The organism is Streptomyces yangpuensis (genome assembly GCF_024666385.1).
GTDB classification, from domain to species: Bacteria; Actinomycetota; Actinomycetes; order Streptomycetales; family Streptomycetaceae; genus Streptomyces; species Streptomyces yangpuensis.
In genome coordinates, this window is sequence record NZ_CP102514.1 from 964,546 (window position 1) to 982,583 (window position 18,038).

An 18,038-nucleotide genomic window follows, 5' to 3' on the forward strand; every position below is an offset into this window, starting at 1 on the left:
CTCGAGGGCCGCGCCGAGGCGAGGGGTCGCACATGCCGCCGCACATGCCGCTGCTGGAACCGGAGCCGGGGGCCCTGCACCCGCGCGACCTCGGCGGCCCCTCCCCCGACCGGGTCCCCCCGCACCGGGCGGCGGGCACGCCGGAGCCGCTCCGTGGCGAGCTGACGGAGCTGCTGGGCGCCGAGAAGGTGCTGTGGAAGGTGTCCGACCTGGTCCGCTACGCCTCCGACGCCTCCCCCTACCGCTTCGTGCCGCAGGTCGTGGTGATCGCCGAGGACATCGACGACATCTCCGCGGTGCTCTCCTACGCCCGCGGCCGGCAGCGGGAGGTCGTCTTCCGCGCCGCCGGGACCTCGCTCAACGGGCAGGCCCAGGGAGAGGACATCCTGGTCGACGTACGCCGGCACTGGGCGGGCGTCGAGGTGCTGGAGGAGGGCCGGCGGGCCCGCATCCGGCCCGGCACCACCGTGCTGCGGGCGAACGCCGCACTGGCCCGCCACGGCCGGGTCCTCGGCCCCGACCCGGCCAGCGCGATCGCCTGCACCGTCGGGGGTGTCGTCGCCAACAACGCGTCCGGCATGACGGCGGGCACCACGAGGAACTCCTACCGCACCCTGTCCTCCCTCACCTTCGTCCTGCCCGGCGGCACCGTCGTGGACACCGCGGACCCGCTGGCCGACGAGGAACTGGCGCGCGCCGAACCGGCCCTCTGCCGCGGGCTGATGGCGATCAAGCGGGAGATCGAGGCGGATCCCGCGCTGACCGCGCGGATCCGCGCCAAGTACGAGATCAAGAACACCACCGGCTACCGGCTCGACGCCTACCTGGACGGCAACACCCCCGTCGAGATCCTGCGGGGGCTCATGGTCGGTTCGGAGGGCACCCTCGGCTTCATCTCCGAGGTCGTCCTCGACACCCTCCCCCTCGACCGCGAGCTGTGCACCGCACTGCTCTTCTTCCCCACACTGCCCGCCGCGGCCGCGGCCGTGCCCCGCTTCAACGAGGCGGGCGCCCTCGCCGTCGAGCTGATGGACGGGAACACCCTGCGGGCCTCGGTCGGCGTCGAGGGGGTGCCCGCCGACTGGGCCGGGCTGCCCCGGACGACCACGGCCCTGCTCGTGGAGTTCCGGGCTCCGGACGCGGCCGGCCGGGACGCGTGCGCACGCCGCGCGGCGGCGGCCCTCGAAGGCCTCGACCTGGTCGCCCCGGTGCCGTCGGTCACCAACCGGTTCACCGGCGACCCGGGGACCATCAGCGGCTACTGGAAGGCCCGCAAGGCCTTCGTCACCGCCGTCGGCGGCGCCCGCGCCCGCGGCACCACCCTGATCACCGAGGACTTCGCGGTGCCGCCGTCCCGGCTGGCCGAGGCCTGCGCGGCCCTCCTCGAACTCCAGGCGGAGCACGGCTTCGACGCCGCCGTCGCCGGTCACGCCGCCCACGGCAACCTGCACTTCCTGCTCGCCTTCGACGCCGCCGACCCCGCCGACGTCGAGCGGTACGGCGCCTTCATGGAGGCCTTCTGCCGGCTCACCGTGGAACGCTTCGACGGCTCCCTGAAGGCCGAGCACTCGACCGGCCGCAACATGGCCCCCTTCCTGGAACTGGAGTGGGGCCCCGGGGCCGCTGGCCTGATGTGGCGCACCAAGCGGCTCGTCGACCCGGACGGGGTGCTCGCCCCGCGGATCCTCCTCGACCGCGACCCGCGAGCACACCTGCGCGGCCTGAAGACCATTCCCCGGGTGGAGGCGGAGGCCGATCCCTGCATCGAGTGCGGGTTCTGCGAACCGGCCTGCCCGAGCGCGGACCTGACGACCACTCCGCGCCAGCGCATCGTGCTGCGCCGCGAAACGGTCCGCCAGCAGCCCGGCTCGCCGCTGCTGGACGGGCTGCTCGGCGCCTACGGCTACGACGCGGTGGACACCTGCGCGGGCGATTCGACCTGCCGGCTCGCCTGCCCGGTGGGGATCGACACCGGGGCGCTGATGCGGGACTTCCGCCACCGGCGGCACAGCGGGCGCGAGGAGGCTGCCGCCGCGCTGGCCGCACGGCACTTCGGCGCCGTCGAGACCGCCGCCCGGGCGGCCCTCGCCGCCGCCGGCCGGGTCCCCGACCGGGTCCGGAACCGCGTGCTGGAAGCGGCCACCGGGGCCGCGCGCAGGGCCGTACGACCGGACCTGGTACCGCGGTGGCTGCCGCAGATCCCCGGCGCCGCCGGGAAACCGCCCGCGACCCGGCGGCCTGGCGCCGAGGCCGTCTACTACCCGGCCTGCGTCAACCGGATCTTCGGCGGGCCGGCCGACAGGCCCGGTCCGCCACTGCCGCAGGCCCTGGTGGCCGTGTCGGAACGGGCCGGGAAACCGGTCTGGATCCCCCGCGACGTGAGGGGCACCTGCTGCGCGACGATCTGGCACTCCAAGGGCTACGAGGAGGGCAACCGGGTGATGGCCAACCGGATCGTCGAGGCGGCCTGGGGCTGGACGGCCGGCGGGCGCCTGCCGCTGGTCGTCGACGCCTCGTCCTGCACCCTGGGCATCGCCCGTGAGGTGGTCCCGTACCTGACGCCGGACAACCGGTCGCTGCACGAGGAGCTGCGGATCGTCGACTCGGTCGTGTGGGCCGCGGAGGAGCTGCTGCCGTACCTGCAGGTCCGGCGCACGGTGGGCTCGGCCGTCCTCCACCCCACCTGCTCCACGCGTCACCTGGGCCACGAACCACAGCTGCGGGCGGTGGCCGAGGCCTGCGCCGACGAGGTGGTGGTCCCGGACGACGCGGGCTGCTGCGCGTTCGCCGGCGACCGGGGCCTGCTGCACCCGCAACTGACGGCCGCCGCGACGGCCAGGGAGGCCGCGGAGGTGACCGCGCGGACCTTCGACGCACACCTGTCGTCGAACCGGATGTGCGAGGTGGGCATGGAGCGGGCCACCGGCCGGAGCTACCACTCGGCCCTGATCGAACTGGAGCGCGCCACCCGCCCGTGAGCGCCGGTGCGCGCTCCCCCCGTGACCAGGCATCGTGCGGGCCGCCGCGTGCGCAAACCTCTTTCCCCGCGGTCCCCGGCGGACGGAAAATCAATTGCCCGCGCCCGGTCCGGAAGGCGAACCTGGCACGGTTTGGAACACTCGACCAGTCATGGGGCGTCATGCAGATCAGCGATCTTCCGTATCCGGATCCGGGAGTACCAGACGCTCGTTCGGGCCCCCGTTTCCTCCTGTGGCTGGGGCGGGGTCAGCTCGGCGGACAGCTCAAGAGCCTGTGCTGGGGCATGCTGCACTTCGGCGGCGTCGCCGGACTGCCGTACGCCGTGGGCCTGGGGGTCGACGCGGTCGTCGACCGCGAGCCGAACCGGCTGCTGCTGGTCGGCGGCCTGCTCGTCCTGATCGGCGTCGCCATCTCGGTCGGCGACGCGATGCTCCACCGCACCGCCGTCACCAACTGGATCACCGCCGCCGCCCGCGTGCAGCAGCTCCTCGCCCGCAAGACCGCCGAGCTGGGCTCCGCCCTGACCCGCCGGGTCGCCGCCGGCGAGGTGGTCGCGGTGTCCACCGGTGACGTGGAGAAGATCGGATGGTTCGTCGAGGCGGTCTCCCGCTTCCTCGCCGCCGTCTTCGCCATCGTCCTGGTCTGCGTCGGCCTGGTTTTCTACGCCCCCGAGCTCGGCGTGGTCGTGGCCGTCGGAGTGCCGGTGATCGCCGTGGCCGCGCTGCCGCTGCTGCCGCGTGCCACCCGACGCGCCGACGTCCAGCGGGAGAAGGCGGGCCGGGCGACCGAGCTGGCCTCGGACACCGTCGCCGGCCTGCGCGTGCTGCGCGGCATCGGCGGGGAGGAGCTGTTCCTCGGCCGGTACCGCGAGGCTTCGCAGGAGGTCCGCAAGGCGGCTGTGCGCAGTGCCCGGATGTGGGCGCTGATCTCCGCGATCCAGGTGGTGCTCCCGGGCCTGCTGCTGATCACGGTCGTCTGGTACGGCGCTTCGCTGGCTCTGGACGGGCGTATCGCGGTGGGCGAACTCGTCGCGGCCTTCAGTGCGGTGGCCACCCTGCTCTACCCGCTGCGGCACTTCGAGGAGATCGCGATGGCGTACTCCTTCTCGCGGCCCTCCGCGCAGCGGGCGGCGCGGGTGCTGTCGTTGACCCGGACGGATCCGGCGGAGCGTTCCGTGCGGGCCGAGCCGGCCGTGGAGCCCGCCGCGGGCGGGGACCTGTACGACCCGCGGACCGGACTGCTGGCGCCCGCCGGCCGGTTCACCGCCGTCGTCTGCGGCGACCCGGACCTGGCGGGCCGGCTGGCGGAACGCCTCGGCGGCCACCCCATGGACGAGCAGGGCGGGGACCGGGACGGGGACGACGCAGCGGGCGGGGAGGCGACGGACGCTCCGTCGGTGCTCCTCGGCGGGGTCGCGCTGGACGACCTCGAACTGGACACCGCGCGCAGGCTGGTCCTCGTACAGGACAAGGATCCGGTGCTGCTGTCGGGAACGCTGCGCGAGCTGTTCGACGTACCGGCGTCCGGGGCGGTCGACTCGGCCGCGGCACTGGCCGCCGCCCAGTGCGCGGACGTACTGGACGCGCTGCTGCAGTCCGCGCCGGACGGGGTGGACGACCCGATGGACGCCCGGATCACCGAGCGCGGCCGGTCGCTGTCCGGCGGTCAGCGCCAGCGCCTCGCGCTGGCCCGGTCGCTGGTCACCGACCCGGAGGTGCTCGTGCTCGACGAGCCGACCTCCGCGGTCGACTCGCACACCGAGGCACGGATCGCGGACGGGATCGCGGCCCTGCGGGCCGGGCGGACCACGGTCGTGCTGGCGTCCTCGCCGCTGCTGCTGGATCGCGCGGACCGGGTCGTGCTCGTCGACGGCGGCACGGTGGCGGCGGTCGGCACGCACCGCGAACTGCTGCACCGCGAGCCGCGTTACCGGGCGGTCGTCACCCGTGAGACGGACGAGGAGCAGCGGCTCGCCGGGCTCGGAATGACAGAGCTGGAAGAAGTACTCACAGAGATCGAGGAATCCGCATGATCGGCGTGGCGCCGCCGGAGTACGATCCGGCGGCCCCCGAGACGGCCGCGACCCTGCCCGTGGGCACGCCGGCGACCGTACGGGGTTATGTGCACGGCCTGTTGCGGCGTCACCGGCGGGCCTTCCTGCTGCTGGTCGGCGTCAACGCGGTCGCGGTGATCGCCTCCATGGTGGGGCCGTACCTGCTGGGCCGGGTCGTGGACGATCTCGCGGCCGGGGCGCGCGAGCTGCATCTGGAGCGGATGGCGGTGCTGTTCGCGCTGGCGCTCGCCGTACAGACCTGCTTCGTGCGGCTGGTGCGGCTGCGCGGGGCGATGCTGGGCGAGGAGATGCTCGCCGACCTGCGCGAGGACTTCCTGGTGCGGTCCGTGGGGCTGCCGCCGGGCGTGCTGGAGCGGGCCGGTACCGGCGATCTGCTGTCGCGGATCACCACCGACATCGACCGGCTGGCGAACGCGATGCGGGAGGCCGTGCCGCAGCTGGCCATCGGCGTGGTGTGGGCGGGGCTGCTGTTCGGCGCCCTCGCGGTGACCGCGCCGCCGCTGGCGCTGGCCGCGCTCGTCGCGCTGCCGGTGCTGGTGATCGGCTGCCGCTGGTACTTCCGGCGGGCGCCGTCGGCGTACCGCTCGGAGGCGGCGGGCTACGCCGCGGTCGCGGCCGTGCTCACCGAGACGGTCGACGCGGGCCGCACGGTCGAGGCGCACCGGCTGGGGCCGGAGCGGATCGCCCGGTCGGAGCGCAGGATCAAGGAGTGGACGGCGTGGGAGCGGTACACGCTGTTCCTGCGGACCGTCCTGTTCCCCGTCGTCAACGTCACCTTCGTGACGATCCTCGGCTCGGTGTTGCTGATCGGCGGTTACTGCGTGATGCAGGGCTGGATGTCGGTGGGTCAGCTGACCACGGGCGCGTTGCTGGCGCAGATGCTGGTCGATCCGATCGGCCTGATCCTGCGCTGGTACGACGAGCTGCAGATCGCCCAGGTGTCGCTGGGCCGTCTGGTGGGTGTGCGGGAGATCGAACCGGCCGCGGGGGACGCGAAGGTGGCGCCCGACGGCCGGGACGTGCGGGCCCAGGACGTCCGCTTCGGCTACCGGGAGGGCGTGGACGTGCTGCACCAGGTGTCGATGGCGGTGCCGCCGGGCACCCGGATGGCGCTCGTCGGCCCCTCGGGCGCGGGCAAGTCCACCCTGGGACGGCTGCTCGCGGGCATCTACGAGCCCCGCACGGGCGCGGTCACCCTCGGCGGGGCCCGGCTTTCGCGGATGCCCGCGGAGCGGGTCCGCGAGCACGTGGCCCTGGTCAACCAGGAGCACCACGTCTTCGTGGGATCGCTGCGCGACAACCTGCGTCTGGCGCGGACGGGTGCCGAGGACGCCGAGCTGTGGGCCGCGCTGGGCGCGGTCGACGCGGACGGCTGGGCGCGGGCCCTGGAGGACGGCCTGGACACCGAGGTCGGCTCCGGCGGCACGGCGCTCACCCCGGCGCAGGCCCAGCAGGTGGCACTGGCCCGGCTGGTGCTGGCGGATCCGCACACCCTGGTGCTGGACGAGGCGACGTCGCTGCTGGACCCGCGGGCGGCGCGGCACCTGGAGCGCTCCCTGGCCCGGGTGCTGGACGGCCGTACGGTCATCGCCATCGCTCACCGGCTGCACACGGCTCACGACGCGGACGTGATCGCGGTGGTCGAGGGCGGCCGGATCAGCGAACTCGGCTCGCACGACGAGCTGGTCGCGGCGGACGGGGCGTACGCGGCGCTGTGGCGGTCCTGGCACGGCTGAGCCTGCGGCCCGACCGCTCCGGGACCGGCTGCCGGCCCCGGCCACCGGGTAGGAGCATCGCTCCACCCGGCTGGCCGGGGCTTCCGCATGACGGTGAGCCGCTGCCAGGAGAGGTCTGCGGCGGCCCGGTGCCCGGCCCTGATCCGCCGGACAGCCCTTAGACGAAGCCGAGGGCGGAGGCGCCTCCGAAGCCGCCCAACAGGATGAAGACCGGCATGAGGACCTTCAGCTCCACCCAGCTGCCGGCGCGGAAGCGCATCGCCTTCGGCGGGCCGATCGGATACCAGCGCTTCCCGGCGATCGGCAGGGGCCACAGAACCGGGCAGCCGGAGACGGTCAGCGCGTCGCCGATGTCGTGGACCAGGGCTCCGAGCACGATGGGCAGGCCCAGCCAGAGGTATTCCTGCCCCGGCTCGGTGAACAGCCAGTTCGCGCCGTTGCCGGGCTGGTCGAGGACCCCCGCCATGATCCACGCGCTGGTCGCGCCGAGCAGCCAGACCAGGACGTCGCTGGACACCCGGGCGGCCCGCCACAGGAGGCCCTCGACCGCGAGCACCAGGTGCACGAAGAGCAGCGCGAGCACGCCCCAGCGGTCGGCGGTGACGGCGAGCACGGAGGCTCCGCCGCCGATCAGCACGGCCCAGAGCCAGGTGTGCGTCAGGGTGCGGTGGCCGCCGGAGCGGCGGGCGTCCTTCGGGGAGCGGGTGGCCTTGTAGACGGCGTAGGAGATCTTGTCGACGACCTCGCACAGCCCTTTGGACAGCGGACCGAAGGCGCGGGAGATCGTCGCCGACTTGTGGTCGAGGTCCGGGGCGAGGGCGGCGCCGGCGCAGATCAGCGCGCCGACGACGAGGACCGGCCAGGGCATGGGGTGGCCGGCGGCCGCAGTGGCCGCGCCCACCCCCAGCCAGGCCGCCGCCCCGGACAGTGAGTGCGCCGGACCCATCATGGTCGTTCCCCGCCCCGCTGGTGTGTGTCGGGCCCCGTTGACCAGTTCGTTCGGGCCGCATCGACGGCACAGCGTACAGTCGGTGATCTTCCTCCTGTCCTCCGGTTCCCTGATACGGGGGGAAGCCAGGCAAGATGGGGGCGTGACCCTCATTGATCAGCTCCCGCCGACCGCCGACCCCGACGCCCTCTTCGAGGCTTTCTCCTCGTGGGCCGAGGAGCAGGGCATCACCCTGTACCCGGCTCAGGAGGAGGCACTGATCGAGGTCGTCTCCGGGGCGAACGTGATCCTGTCCACCCCGACCGGCTCCGGCAAAAGCCTGGTCGCGGCCGGTGCGCACTTCACCGCCCTGGCGCAGGACAAGGTGACCTTCTACACCGCCCCGATCAAGGCGCTGGTGTCGGAGAAGTTCTTCGACCTGTGCAAGCTCTTCGGCACCGAGAACGTCGGCATGCTGACCGGCGACGCCTCGGTGAACGCGGACGCCCCGGTGATCTGCTGCACCGCCGAGGTGCTGGCCTCCATCGCGCTGCGCGACGGCAAGCACGCCGACATCGGCCAGGTCGTGATGGACGAGTTCCATTTCTATGCCGAGCCGGACCGCGGCTGGGCCTGGCAGATCCCGCTGCTGGAGCTGCCGCAGGCGCAGTTCGTCCTGATGTCGGCCACCCTCGGCGACGTGAAGCGGTTCGAGGAGGACCTGACCCGGCGCACCGGCCGGCCCACGTCGGTGGTCCGCTCCGCGACCCGTCCCGTCCCGCTGTCGTACGAGTACGTCACCACGCCGATCACCGACACGATCACCGAGCTGCTGGAGACCCGGCAGGCACCCGTCTACATCGTGCACTTCACGCAGGCCCAGGCGGTCGAGCGGGCGCAGTCGCTCATGAGCATCAACATGTGTACGCGCGAGGAGAAGGACAAGATCCAGGAGCTGATCGGCAACTTCCGCTTCACCACCAAGTTCGGCCAGAACCTCTCGCGTTACGTGCGGCACGGCATCGGTGTGCACCACGCCGGCATGCTGCCCAAGTACCGGCGCCTGGTGGAGAAGCTCGCACAGGCCGGTCTGCTGAAGGTCATCTGCGGTACGGACACGCTCGGGGTCGGCGTCAACGTCCCGATCCGCACGGTGCTGTTCACCGCGCTCACCAAGTACGACGGGAACCGGGTCCGTACGCTGCGCGCCCGGGAGTTCCACCAGATCGCCGGACGGGCCGGACGGGCCGGCTTCGACACGGCGGGCTTCGTGGTCGCCCAGGCGCCCGAGCACGTCATCGAGAACGAGAAGGCCCTCGCCAAGGCGGGCGACGATCCGAAGAAGCGCCGCAAGGTGGTCCGCAAGAAGGCGCCCGAGGGTTTCGTCGCCTGGTCGGACACCACCTTCGAGAAGCTCATCGCCGCCGACCCGGAGCCGCTGACCTCGCGCTTCAAGGTCACCAACATCATGCTGCTGTCCGTGATCGCCCGGCCCGGCGACGCCTTCCAGGCGATGCGCCACCTCCTGGAGGACAACCACGAGCCGCGCAAGGCCCAGCTGCGCCACATCCGGCGGGCCATCGCGATCTACCGCTCGCTGCTGGACGGCGGCGTGGTGGAGAAGCTCGACACCCCGGACGCGGAGGGCCGCACCATCCGGCTCACGGTCGATCTCCAGCAGGACTTCGCGCTCAACCAGCCGCTGTCCACCTTCGCGCTGGCCTCCTTCGACCTGCTGGACCCGGAGTCCCCCTCCTACGCGCTGGACATGGTGTCCGTCGTGGAGTCCACCCTGGACGACCCTCGCCAGATCCTGGCCGCCCAGCAGAACAAGGAGCGCGGCATGGCGGTCGGCCGGATGAAGGCCGACGGGATCGAGTACGAGGAGCGGATGGAGCGGCTCCAGGACGTCACCTATCCCAAGCCGCTGGAAGAGCTCCTCTCCCACGCCTACGACGTCTACGCCAAGAGCCACCCCTGGGTGCGCGACCACCCCGTCTCCCCGAAGTCGATCATCCGCGACATGTACGAACGCGCGATGACCTTCACCGAGTTCACCTCCTTCTACGAGCTGGCCCGCACCGAGGGCATCGTGCTGCGCTACCTGGCCGGCGCGTTCAAGGCGCTGGACCACACCATCCCCGACGACCTCAAGTCCGAGGACCTCGAGGACCTGATCGCCTGGCTGGGCGAGCTGGTCCGCCAGGTCGACTCCAGCCTGCTCGACGAGTGGGAGCAGCTGGCGAACCCGGAGGTGGAGACGGCGGAGCAGGCGCAGGAGAAGGCCGACCAGGTCAAGCCGGTCACCGCGAACGCGCGCGCCTTCCGCGTCCTGGTCCGCAACGCCATGTTCCGCCGGGTGGAGCTGGCCGCCCTCGACAACGTCGACGCGCTGGGCGAGCTGGACGCCGAGTCGGGCTGGGACGCCGACGCCTGGGGCGAGGCCATGGACGCGTACTGGGACGAGTACGACGACCTGGGCACCGGCCCCGACGCCCGCGGCCCGAAGCTCCTGCAGATCGAGGAGGACCCGGCGCACGGTCTGTGGCGCGTCCGCCAGACCTTCGCCGACCCGAACGGCGACCATGGCTGGGGCATCAGCGCCGAGGTCGACCTGGCCGCGTCCGACGAGGAGGGCCGCGCGGTCGTCCGCGTCACCTCGGTCGGCGAGCTCGGCGCCCTGTGACCTGATCCGGCAGGCCGCCGGACCGCCCGGACCCGACAGTGGAGATCCTCTGATGACGAACCCCGCCGAGAGGCTGGTCGATCTGCTCGATCTGGAGCAGATCGAGGTCAACATCTTCCGCGGTGCCAGCCCGCAGGAGTCCCTCCAGCGCGTCTTCGGCGGCCAGGTCGCCGGCCAGGCGCTGGTGGCCGCGGGCCGCACCGTCGAGAGCGACCGTCCGGTCCACTCGCTGCACTCGTACTTCCTGCGCCCCGGCAGCCCCGGGGTGCCGATCGTGTACCAGGTGGAGCGGGTGCGCGACGGGCGGTCCTTCACCACGCGCCGGGTCACCGCGGTCCAGCAGGGCAAGACGATCTTCAATCTCACCGCCTCCTTCCATCATCCGGAGGAGGGCAGCATCGAGCACCAGCTGCCTCCTCACCACGTCCCCCATCCCGACACGCTCCCCAAGGTCGCGGACGAGATCCGCGAGCACCTCGGGGCGCTGCCGGAGGCACTGGAGCGGATGGCCCGCCGCCAGCCCTTCGACATCCGCTATGTGAACCGGCTCCGCTGGACTCCCGAGGAGCTCAAGGGTGCCGATCCGCGCAGTGCGGTGTGGATGCGGGCGGTCGGCCCGCTGGGCGACGACCCGCTCGTGCACACCTGCGCCCTCACCTACGCCAGTGACATGACCCTCCTCGACGCCGTGCGCATCCCCGTGGAGCCCCTGTGGGGCATGCGCGGTTTCGACATGGCCTCGCTCGACCACGCCATGTGGTTCCACCGGCCGTTCCGGGCCGACGAGTGGTTCCTGTACGACCAGGAGTCGCCCATCGCGCACGGCGGCCGTGGCCTGGCCAGGGGCCGCATCTACGACCTGGAGGGCAGACTGCTGGTCTCCGTGGTCCAGGAGGGCCTCTTCCGCCCGTACCCCGCCCAGCAGCCGCGCCCGGAGCAGCCGGGCCGGCCGTCCGATCCCGCACCGAAGAACTGAGCAGACCGATGCCCACCCCCGCCCTGCCGTGCCCCTGCGGGCTGCCCGCCGCCTATCCGGAGTGCTGCGGCCGCTTCCACTCCGGTGACCGGCAGGCACCCACCGCCGAGCTGCTGATGCGCTCCCGCTTCAGCGCCTTCGCGGTCGGTGACACCGCCTACCTGCTGCGTTCCTGGCATTCCTCGACCCGCCCGGCCGCCCTGGACCTGGATCCGGGGCAGCGCTGGGAGCGGCTGGAGATCCTCGCCACGGAGCGCGGCGGGATGTTCGAGACGGAGGGCTCGGTGGAGTTCCGCGCGCACTACCGGGAGGGTCGGCACACCGGCTCGCTGCACGAGCACAGCGCGTTCGCCCGCGAGACCGGGGCCTGGGTCTACGTCGGCCCCCTCTCCCCCGTCGACTTCGACTGACCACGTGCTCCGGTCAGGGCGAACTCCAGGCTGGTGCGGTACCAGTGGACCTCGTCCGGCGGCCCGGCCCGCAGCAGCCCCTCCGCCACCGCGGCGGCGGCCGGGACCTGCGGATGCCCGTACGGCGGGGGCGGGGCCAGCGCGGCCAGGACGGTCCGCTCCGCCGGATCGGGCACGGCCGCGCGCAGCTCGTCCTCGGGGAGCACACCGGCCAGTACGGCCGCCCGGGCCCATGGGTCGGCGGTCCGTCTCAGCAGGAGTCCCACATGCCGCCCGCGCCATGCGCGGGGGCGCAGGTCCCCCTTGGCCGCCAGCAGGTCGCGGTCCTCGGCGGGTGCCCTCCCGCGCAGCATGTCCGGCTCCCGCTCGGCGAACTCCCTCAGCTCGGCGGTCAGATAGAGCCATACGACGGCACGGTAGCGGTTGATCCGGTAGCCGACGGGGGTGAAGTGCCCGCAGCGCGCGAGCCGGGTGAACCGGCTCGGGCCGACCCCCAGCACCTCGGCCGCCGCCTGGGCCCCGGCCACGGTCTCGACCCGGCGGCGCAGCGCCTCCGGCGGGCCGTCGGCCGCGGCCCGCACCCGCGCCAGCTCCGCCCGGGCGAAGCGTGCGGCCCCGCCGGTCGTCGGCGGCCCGGCCCTCACGATGCCCAGCTGGACGGCTCTGGCCAACTCCCCGCGCGTCAGCCCCAGTTCCCCCGCGGCCTGCGCACTGCCCACCAGCGGGTGCGCGGCACCACCGGCACGGTCAGCACGGACAGCACGGACAGCACGGACAGCACGGACGGCTGCCGGGTCCCCCTCGCGCACGGCCTGGTCCTGCGGCGGCGCGGTCACCATGTACGTCATCACGATCCTCCCCCACGAGCAGTGATTACTCTGTGTGAAGACCGTAACTCGCTGCGACGACATCCCGCGAGGCCTGTGGACAACTCCACGCGCCCGCTCGGAGCCGCCGTCGGCTCAGCCGCCGGTGATGCGGCGCTCCGCGACTCCCAGGTGCTCGCCCACCCTGTTGACCAGCAGCGTCATCTCGTAGGCGACCTGACCGATGTCCGCCTCGGCCGCGCTGAGCACGCACAAGGAGCTGCCCGCGCCGGCCGCCATGACGAAGAGCGCCCCGTCGTCGTACTCGACCATCGTCTGGCGGACCTCACCGGCCCTGAAGTGCCGTCCCGAACCCTTCGCCAGACTCTGCAGCCCGGCCGCGACGGCCGCCAGGTGCTCCGCGTCCTCCCGCGGCAGCCCCGCGCTCGCCCCGGTCACCAGGCCGTCGTTGGACAGGACCACCGCGTGCCGCACCTGCGGGACCCTGCGCGTCAGGTCGTCCAGCAGCCAGTCCAGTTGCTTGTCCAGTGCCATTCCAGGCCCCTCCCCGTCGACGCGCCCCGTTCGGCCGCGCCCCACCCCGTGTACTCGTGCCGCAAGCCTTCCCCACCAGCGCCTTTCCGGCAAGGAGGATGTGCCCATGGCGAAGAAGATGACTCAAGAGGAATGGCGGGCATTCGTCTCCCGTTCCACCCGTACCGGAAAGCTCTGCACCGTCCGCGAGGACGGAAGTCCGCACGTCGCGCCCATCTGGTTCCTGCTCGACGGGGACTCCTTCGTCTTCAACACCGGGAAGGACACGGTCAAGGGACGCAATCTGGCCAGGGACGGGCGCGTCGCGCTGTGCGTGGACGACGACCGGCCGCCGTTCTCCTACGTGGTCCTCCAGGGCCGCGCGGAGATCAGCGGATACACCGACGACGCGGACGGGATGCTGTCCTGGGCGACCCGGATCGCCGCCCGCTACATGGGCGAGGAGGAGGCCGAGGCGTACGGCCGCCGCAACGCCGTCCCGGGCGAACTCCTGGTCCGCGTCCCGATCGACAAGGTGATCGCCGTCGCCGGGGTGGCCGACTGATCCACCCCCGCGACCCGGCCGGTCCACCCGGACCCCGCCGAGCCCACGGCTCACACGGAACCGGCCTGCGGCCCCACCGATTCCAGCAGCCGGGCGGTGTGCACCCGCCCGGCATACTCGACCAGCCTGATCAGCACTTCCTTGCCCGAGTCCTTGTCACGTGCGTCGCACAGCACCACCGGAGTGCCCTGCTCCAGGTCCAGCGCGCGCGACACGTCGTGCGCGCCGTAGCGCCGTGCCTGCGTGAAGCAGTTGACGGCGACGACGAACGGGATGCGCCGGTGCTCGAAGTAGTCGACCGCCGGGAAGCAGTCCTCCAGTCGCCGCGTGTCGGCGAGCACCACCGCGCCGAGCGCCCCCTGCGACAGCTCGTCCCACAGGAACCAGAACCGGTCCTGCCCCGGGGTGCCGAACAGGTACAGGGACAGCCCGGAGCGGATGGTGATCCGACCGAAGTCCATGGCCACGGTCGTGGTCGTCTTCTGGTCCACGCCCCCCGTGTCGTCGATCAGTTCGCCCGCCTCGCTCAGCTGCTCCTCCGTGCGCAGCGGCCGGATCTCGCTGACCGCACCGACCAGCGTGGTCTTGCCCACCCCGAAGCCGCCCGCGACGAGGATCTTCAGTGCCAGGGCGGCCAGTTCGCCGTCCTCCTCCACCGTTTCCGGATCCGTGTCCAGGGCTTCTCCGGGCTGTCCGGAGGTCCGGTTGTCGTGGTGTTCCATCAAAGCGCTCTCAATCCCTCGATGACTTCACGCAGAATCCGCTCGTCCGGCAGTCGGGCGGGCGGTACCGGGCGGCTGACCTTGACGTGCCCGCCCTCCAGCAGGTCCCCGAGGAGCACCCGTACGACTCCCACGGGCAGGTCGGCGTCGGCGGCGAGTTCCGCCACCGACTGGGTCTCGGACCGGCAGAGCCCCAGCAGTGCCTGGTGTTCGGGGCCGAGCAGCGACTCTGCGGTCTCGTCCGCGCCGCCCTCCGGATCCACCGCGACCAGGGCGATCAGGTCGAAGCGGACCCCGTGCGGCCCCGGCTTGGTACGCCCTCCGGTCATGGCGTACGGGCGGACGAGCGGACCCGCTTCGGCGTCGTACCACTGGCCGTTCATGGGCCGGACCGCCGCCCTCAGCCGGCGGCCGGCGGCCGTGCCGCGAACCGGGCCGGGGTGTAGAGGTGTTCGCCGACCCGCTTCACCAGCCGGGCCATCTCGTAGGCGATCAGTCCGATGTCGGCTGCGGCGGCGCTGAGCACGGCCAGGCAGGAGCCGTCCCCGGCCGCAGCGACGATGAGGAAACCCTCGTCCATCTCGACCATCGTCTGGCGCACGCCCCCGGCGTGGAAGTGCCGGCCCGCGCCCTTGGCCAGGCTGTGGAAGCCGGAGGCCACCGCGGCCAGGTGCTCGGCGTCCTCCCGGCTGAGCGCGCTGGAGGCGCCGACCGCCAGGCCGTCGTTGGAGAGGACCACGGCGTGCCGGACCTCGATGACCCGGTGCACCAGGTCGTCCAGGAGCCAGTCGAGTTCACCCGCCCGGCGGATGCCGTCGTGGCCGATCCTCTGGTGTTCGATCATCACACGTCTCCTTCGCTGCCTGCGTGGGGGGAGTTCTCCTCGGCTCCGCGGACCCATCCGGCCCGGTAGGCCGCCATCCGGTCCCGGGCCTGCTCCGGGCTGCGCCCCGGCGGGTCCTCGGGCAGCCGGACACCGACGGGCTCCTGGGGTGTGGGGACCTCCCGGAGCTGCGGGACGAGGCTGGCCTGGCGCACCCGGCGGGGCAGTTCCGTCACGGGGCCCGGGGAGGCCGAGGAGGCCGGGAAGCCCGGGGAGGCGGCGGACGGCGCGGACGGCACTGCCGGCGTCGCGGAGGACTCCGTACGGGTGCCCGCACCGCCCGCGGGGCGCGGCCGCAGCGGCGCCACCGGTGCCGGGCGCTGTTCCCCGGCGGTCGTGGAGGCCGCGCCGCTACGGGCCGGGGCATCGGGCGCGCCGTCCCGCACGAGGGCGGCCGGGCCGCGCGCGTCGTCCCGTACGACGGTCACGGTGGGGGGCTGGTGCGCCGCCGCTGCCGGTTCCCGCGACGGGCCGGGCGACGAGGACCCGGACGGAGCCCGGTCGGCGGTGGCCGGCTGCTCCTCCCGGTGCCCCCGGCCCGGGGCGGTGCCGACACCGGAACCGGAACCGGCACCGGCCTCGGCCTCGGCCTCGGCATCGGTGTTCGTGTCGGCGGGGCCGGCGCCGGGGTGCCCGGCTCCGACGGCGTCCTGGAGCATGGAGTGGGGCAGGAGCACCACGGCGGTGGTGCCGCCGTAGGGCGAGGTGCGCAGGTGCACCTTGACTCCGTGCCGGGCGGAGAGGCGGCTGACCACGAAGAGGCCGAGCCGGTCGCTGTCGAAGAGGTCGAGGTCCTCGGACTGCTCGATGCGCCGGTTGGCATCGCTCAGGGCTTCGCGGCCCATGCCCAGGCCGCGGTCCTCGACCTCCAGGACGTAACCGGTGCCGACCGGTTCACCGCTGACCCGGACCTTGGTGTGCGGGGGCGAGAACTGGGCCGCGTTCTCGATGAGTTCGGCGAGCAGGTGGGTGAGGTCGGCGACGGCTCCGCCGACCACCGCGGCCTCGGCGAGCCGGCGGACCTCGACCCGCGGGTAGTCCTCGATCTCCGAGACGGCGGCCCGGACGACGTTCGTGAGCGGAACCGGCATCCGCCAGGCCCGGCCGGGGGCCGCACCCGAGAGGATGATGAGGCTCTCCGCGTGCCGGCGCATCCGGGTCGTCAGGTGGTCGAGGCGGAAGAGGTCGCCCAGCTCGTTCGGGTCGTCGGCGCGCCGCTCCATCGAGTCGAGCAGCGTGAGCTGCTTGTGCACGAGGACCTGGCTGCGGCGGGCGAGGTTGACGAAGACGCCGGAGACCCCGCTGGCAAGTTCCGCCCGCTCGACGGCGGCGCTGAGCGCGGCCCGGTGGACCGTGCCCAGGGCCTCGCCGACCTGGGTGATCTCGTCGTCCGCGCGCGGGCCGGGCGGGGTCTCGCCGACGACGTCGATCTCCTCGCCGGCGCGCAGCCGCTCCATCGCGTCCGGGAGCTTGCGGTGGGCGATCTCCAGGGCGGTGTTGCGCAGCGAGACCAGCTCGACGACGAGAGCGCGGCCGATCCGGACGGAGATGACGAGGGACGCGGCGACGGCCGCCAGGCCGAGCAGCACGGCGGCGCCCGCAGGGCTGAACGCCCCCTCGGCGACGGGGTCGGCCCGGTCCGCGGCCGCGGCGCGGGCGGCCTCCCCGATCTCCCGCATCGAGGTGCTGATGCCGCTGTGCGCGGTCTCCCACCCGGTGGGTGCCCCGCGGCCGTCCCGGGAGGTTCCGGCGGCCAGCGCCCGGTCCTCGGCACCGGTGAGGTCGGCGTAGGCGGAGCTCTTGGCGACGGACTGCCAGACGTCCTGCTGGGCGGCGGGCAGGTCCCGCGCCGCGCTCTCGGTGAGCGTGCGGCGGGACTCGATGGTGCCGGTCAGCTGCCGAAGCGTTTCGGCGCTACGCTGCCCCGGCAGTGCGAGCAGGGCGTCCTCACGTGACAGCAGTTCCGCGGCGCGGGCGAATTCGAGCAGGACCCGTGCGTCGGGGCCGAGTTCGGCGTTCTCACCCCCGGTCAGGGAGCCGCCCACGGCGAAAGCGGCGTCGACCACCCGGCTGTAGATGGCGAAGGCGGCCTCGGGGGTGGCCCGGCGGTCGGTGATGTCCTTGCGGGCCGAGCCCAGCGCCTCGGCGGCGACGACGAACGCGTCCAGGCTGACCACGATCTCCGAGCGGTAGCCGCCGGATTCGGCGACGGTGTGGCGGTCGCCGAGGCGCAGGGCCCGGACGGCGGTGTCGGTACGGCGGGCCTGCTGGCCCAGGGTGCCCGGGTCGGCGGCGGGGTCGGCCAGGAGGCGGACGGCCGCCCGTCGTTCGGCCTGGATCTCGGTGACGGCGGCTGCGACGGGGCCGCCTATCTCGGAGTCGACCTGCTGGATCCGGCCCAACCGGGCTATGTCCTGTGCGGTGTCGACGGTGGCGAAGGCCCAGAGCGCGAGGAGCGAGACGACCGGCACCATCAGCAGGGAGACGATCTTCGCTCGGACGGTGGCGGGGCGCAGTGGTATCCGGGGGCTTCGCCGGGGCGGGACGGCCGGCCGGGGCGTGCGTCCGTCGTCGGAGTGGCCCGGCTGCTGCCGCGCCCGGTCCCGCGCCGGTTCCTCGGCCGGTGGCCCGGCATGGGCCCGGCGGCCGCGTGCCGGGGGCGCGGGCAGCCCCGGCACCGCTGCTTCCGGTCTTCTGCGGGGTGTGCGCATGGGCTCCTCGTTCCGGGCGGTGCCTACG

Annotated in this window: 14 protein-coding genes; 7 read left to right on the plus strand and 7 right to left on the minus strand. The window is 73.2% G+C overall.

What is annotated here, in order from left to right:
- The first annotated feature begins 44 nt into the window (after positions 1-44).
- The 3 genes from NRK68_RS04470 to NRK68_RS04480 all read left to right on the plus strand — a co-directional run bounded on the left by NRK68_RS04470 (position 45) and on the right by NRK68_RS04480 (position 6,789).
- Entirely contained in the window at positions 45-2,978 is a 2,934-nt protein-coding gene (locus NRK68_RS04470) for an FAD-binding and (Fe-S)-binding domain-containing protein (protein ID WP_257857765.1), read from the plus strand.
- Positions 2,979-3,139: 161 nt separating this feature from the next.
- A complete protein-coding gene (locus NRK68_RS04475; protein ID WP_183068051.1) occupies positions 3,140-5,011 on the plus strand; it encodes an ABC transporter transmembrane domain-containing protein in 1,872 nt (623 codons plus the stop codon).
- The gene (locus tag NRK68_RS04480) at positions 5,008-6,789 is read left to right on the plus strand and encodes an ABC transporter ATP-binding protein (RefSeq protein WP_257855027.1); all 1,782 of its coding nucleotides are present in this window, start codon (positions 5,008-5,010) and stop codon (positions 6,787-6,789) included. The genes NRK68_RS04475 and NRK68_RS04480 overlap by 4 nt, the downstream gene beginning before the upstream one ends.
- Before the next feature lie 157 nt (positions 6,790-6,946).
- Here NRK68_RS04480 and NRK68_RS04485 read toward each other — a convergent pair whose 3' ends face one another.
- Positions 6,947-7,738: a metal-dependent hydrolase gene (locus NRK68_RS04485; protein ID WP_257855028.1), complete on the minus strand. Its 792-nt coding sequence runs from the start codon at positions 7,736-7,738 to the stop codon at positions 6,947-6,949.
- Positions 7,739-7,880: 142 nt separating this feature from the next.
- On the opposite strand from NRK68_RS04485, the gene NRK68_RS04490 reads away from it, so the two are divergent.
- From NRK68_RS04490 to NRK68_RS04500, 3 genes are read left to right on the plus strand one after another with little or no spacing between them, the layout of a single operon-like run.
- Entirely contained in the window at positions 7,881-10,403 is a 2,523-nt protein-coding gene (locus tag NRK68_RS04490; RefSeq protein ID WP_257855029.1) for a DEAD/DEAH box helicase, read from the plus strand.
- Positions 10,404-10,455: 52 nt separating this feature from the next.
- Positions 10,456-11,379, plus strand: coding sequence for an acyl-CoA thioesterase (locus NRK68_RS04495; RefSeq protein ID WP_046777984.1), 924 nt, complete (start codon positions 10,456-10,458; stop codon positions 11,377-11,379).
- A gap of 8 nt (positions 11,380-11,387) precedes the next feature.
- Positions 11,388-11,789, plus strand: coding sequence for a YchJ family protein (locus NRK68_RS04500; protein WP_183068055.1), 402 nt, complete (start codon positions 11,388-11,390; stop codon positions 11,787-11,789).
- Here the strand turns inward: NRK68_RS04500 and NRK68_RS04505 are convergent.
- Both NRK68_RS04505 and NRK68_RS04510 read right to left on the minus strand, forming a co-directional pair.
- A complete protein-coding gene (locus tag NRK68_RS04505; RefSeq protein WP_257855030.1) occupies positions 11,753-12,637 on the minus strand; it encodes a DUF6397 family protein in 885 nt (294 codons plus the stop codon). The two genes, NRK68_RS04500 and NRK68_RS04505, sit on opposite strands and share 37 nt — an antisense overlap.
- A gap of 114 nt (positions 12,638-12,751) precedes the next feature.
- On the minus strand, positions 12,752-13,150 hold the full coding sequence (locus NRK68_RS04510) for a roadblock/LC7 domain-containing protein (protein WP_030657457.1): 399 nt from the start codon (positions 13,148-13,150) through the stop codon (positions 12,752-12,754).
- 106 nt (positions 13,151-13,256) lie between these two features.
- Here NRK68_RS04510 and NRK68_RS04515 point away from each other — a divergent pair, with 106 nt between their 5' ends.
- Positions 13,257-13,694, plus strand: a complete 438-nt coding sequence (locus NRK68_RS04515; protein ID WP_183068057.1) for a PPOX class F420-dependent oxidoreductase — start codon at positions 13,257-13,259, stop codon at positions 13,692-13,694.
- A 50-nt stretch (positions 13,695-13,744) separates the two neighbouring features.
- On the opposite strand, the gene NRK68_RS04520 is transcribed toward NRK68_RS04515, so the two are convergent.
- Genes NRK68_RS04520 through NRK68_RS04535 form a run of 4 tightly spaced genes read right to left on the minus strand, consistent with a single transcriptional unit; the run spans position 13,745 to position 17,977 of the window.
- A complete protein-coding gene (locus tag NRK68_RS04520; RefSeq protein ID WP_257855037.1) occupies positions 13,745-14,416 on the minus strand; it encodes a GTP-binding protein in 672 nt (223 codons plus the stop codon).
- Positions 14,416-14,799: a DUF742 domain-containing protein gene (locus NRK68_RS04525; protein ID WP_257855039.1), complete on the minus strand. Its 384-nt coding sequence runs from the start codon at positions 14,797-14,799 to the stop codon at positions 14,416-14,418. The genes NRK68_RS04520 and NRK68_RS04525 overlap by 1 nt, the downstream gene beginning before the upstream one ends.
- A gap of 17 nt (positions 14,800-14,816) precedes the next feature.
- Entirely contained in the window at positions 14,817-15,260 is a 444-nt protein-coding gene (locus tag NRK68_RS04530) for a roadblock/LC7 domain-containing protein (RefSeq protein ID WP_183068059.1), read from the minus strand.
- Complete coding sequence (locus tag NRK68_RS04535; protein ID WP_308296054.1) at positions 15,260-17,977, minus strand: sensor histidine kinase; 2,718 nt, start codon at positions 17,975-17,977, stop codon at positions 15,260-15,262. The genes NRK68_RS04530 and NRK68_RS04535 overlap by 1 nt, the downstream gene beginning before the upstream one ends.
- Positions 17,978-18,038 lie beyond the last annotated feature (61 nt).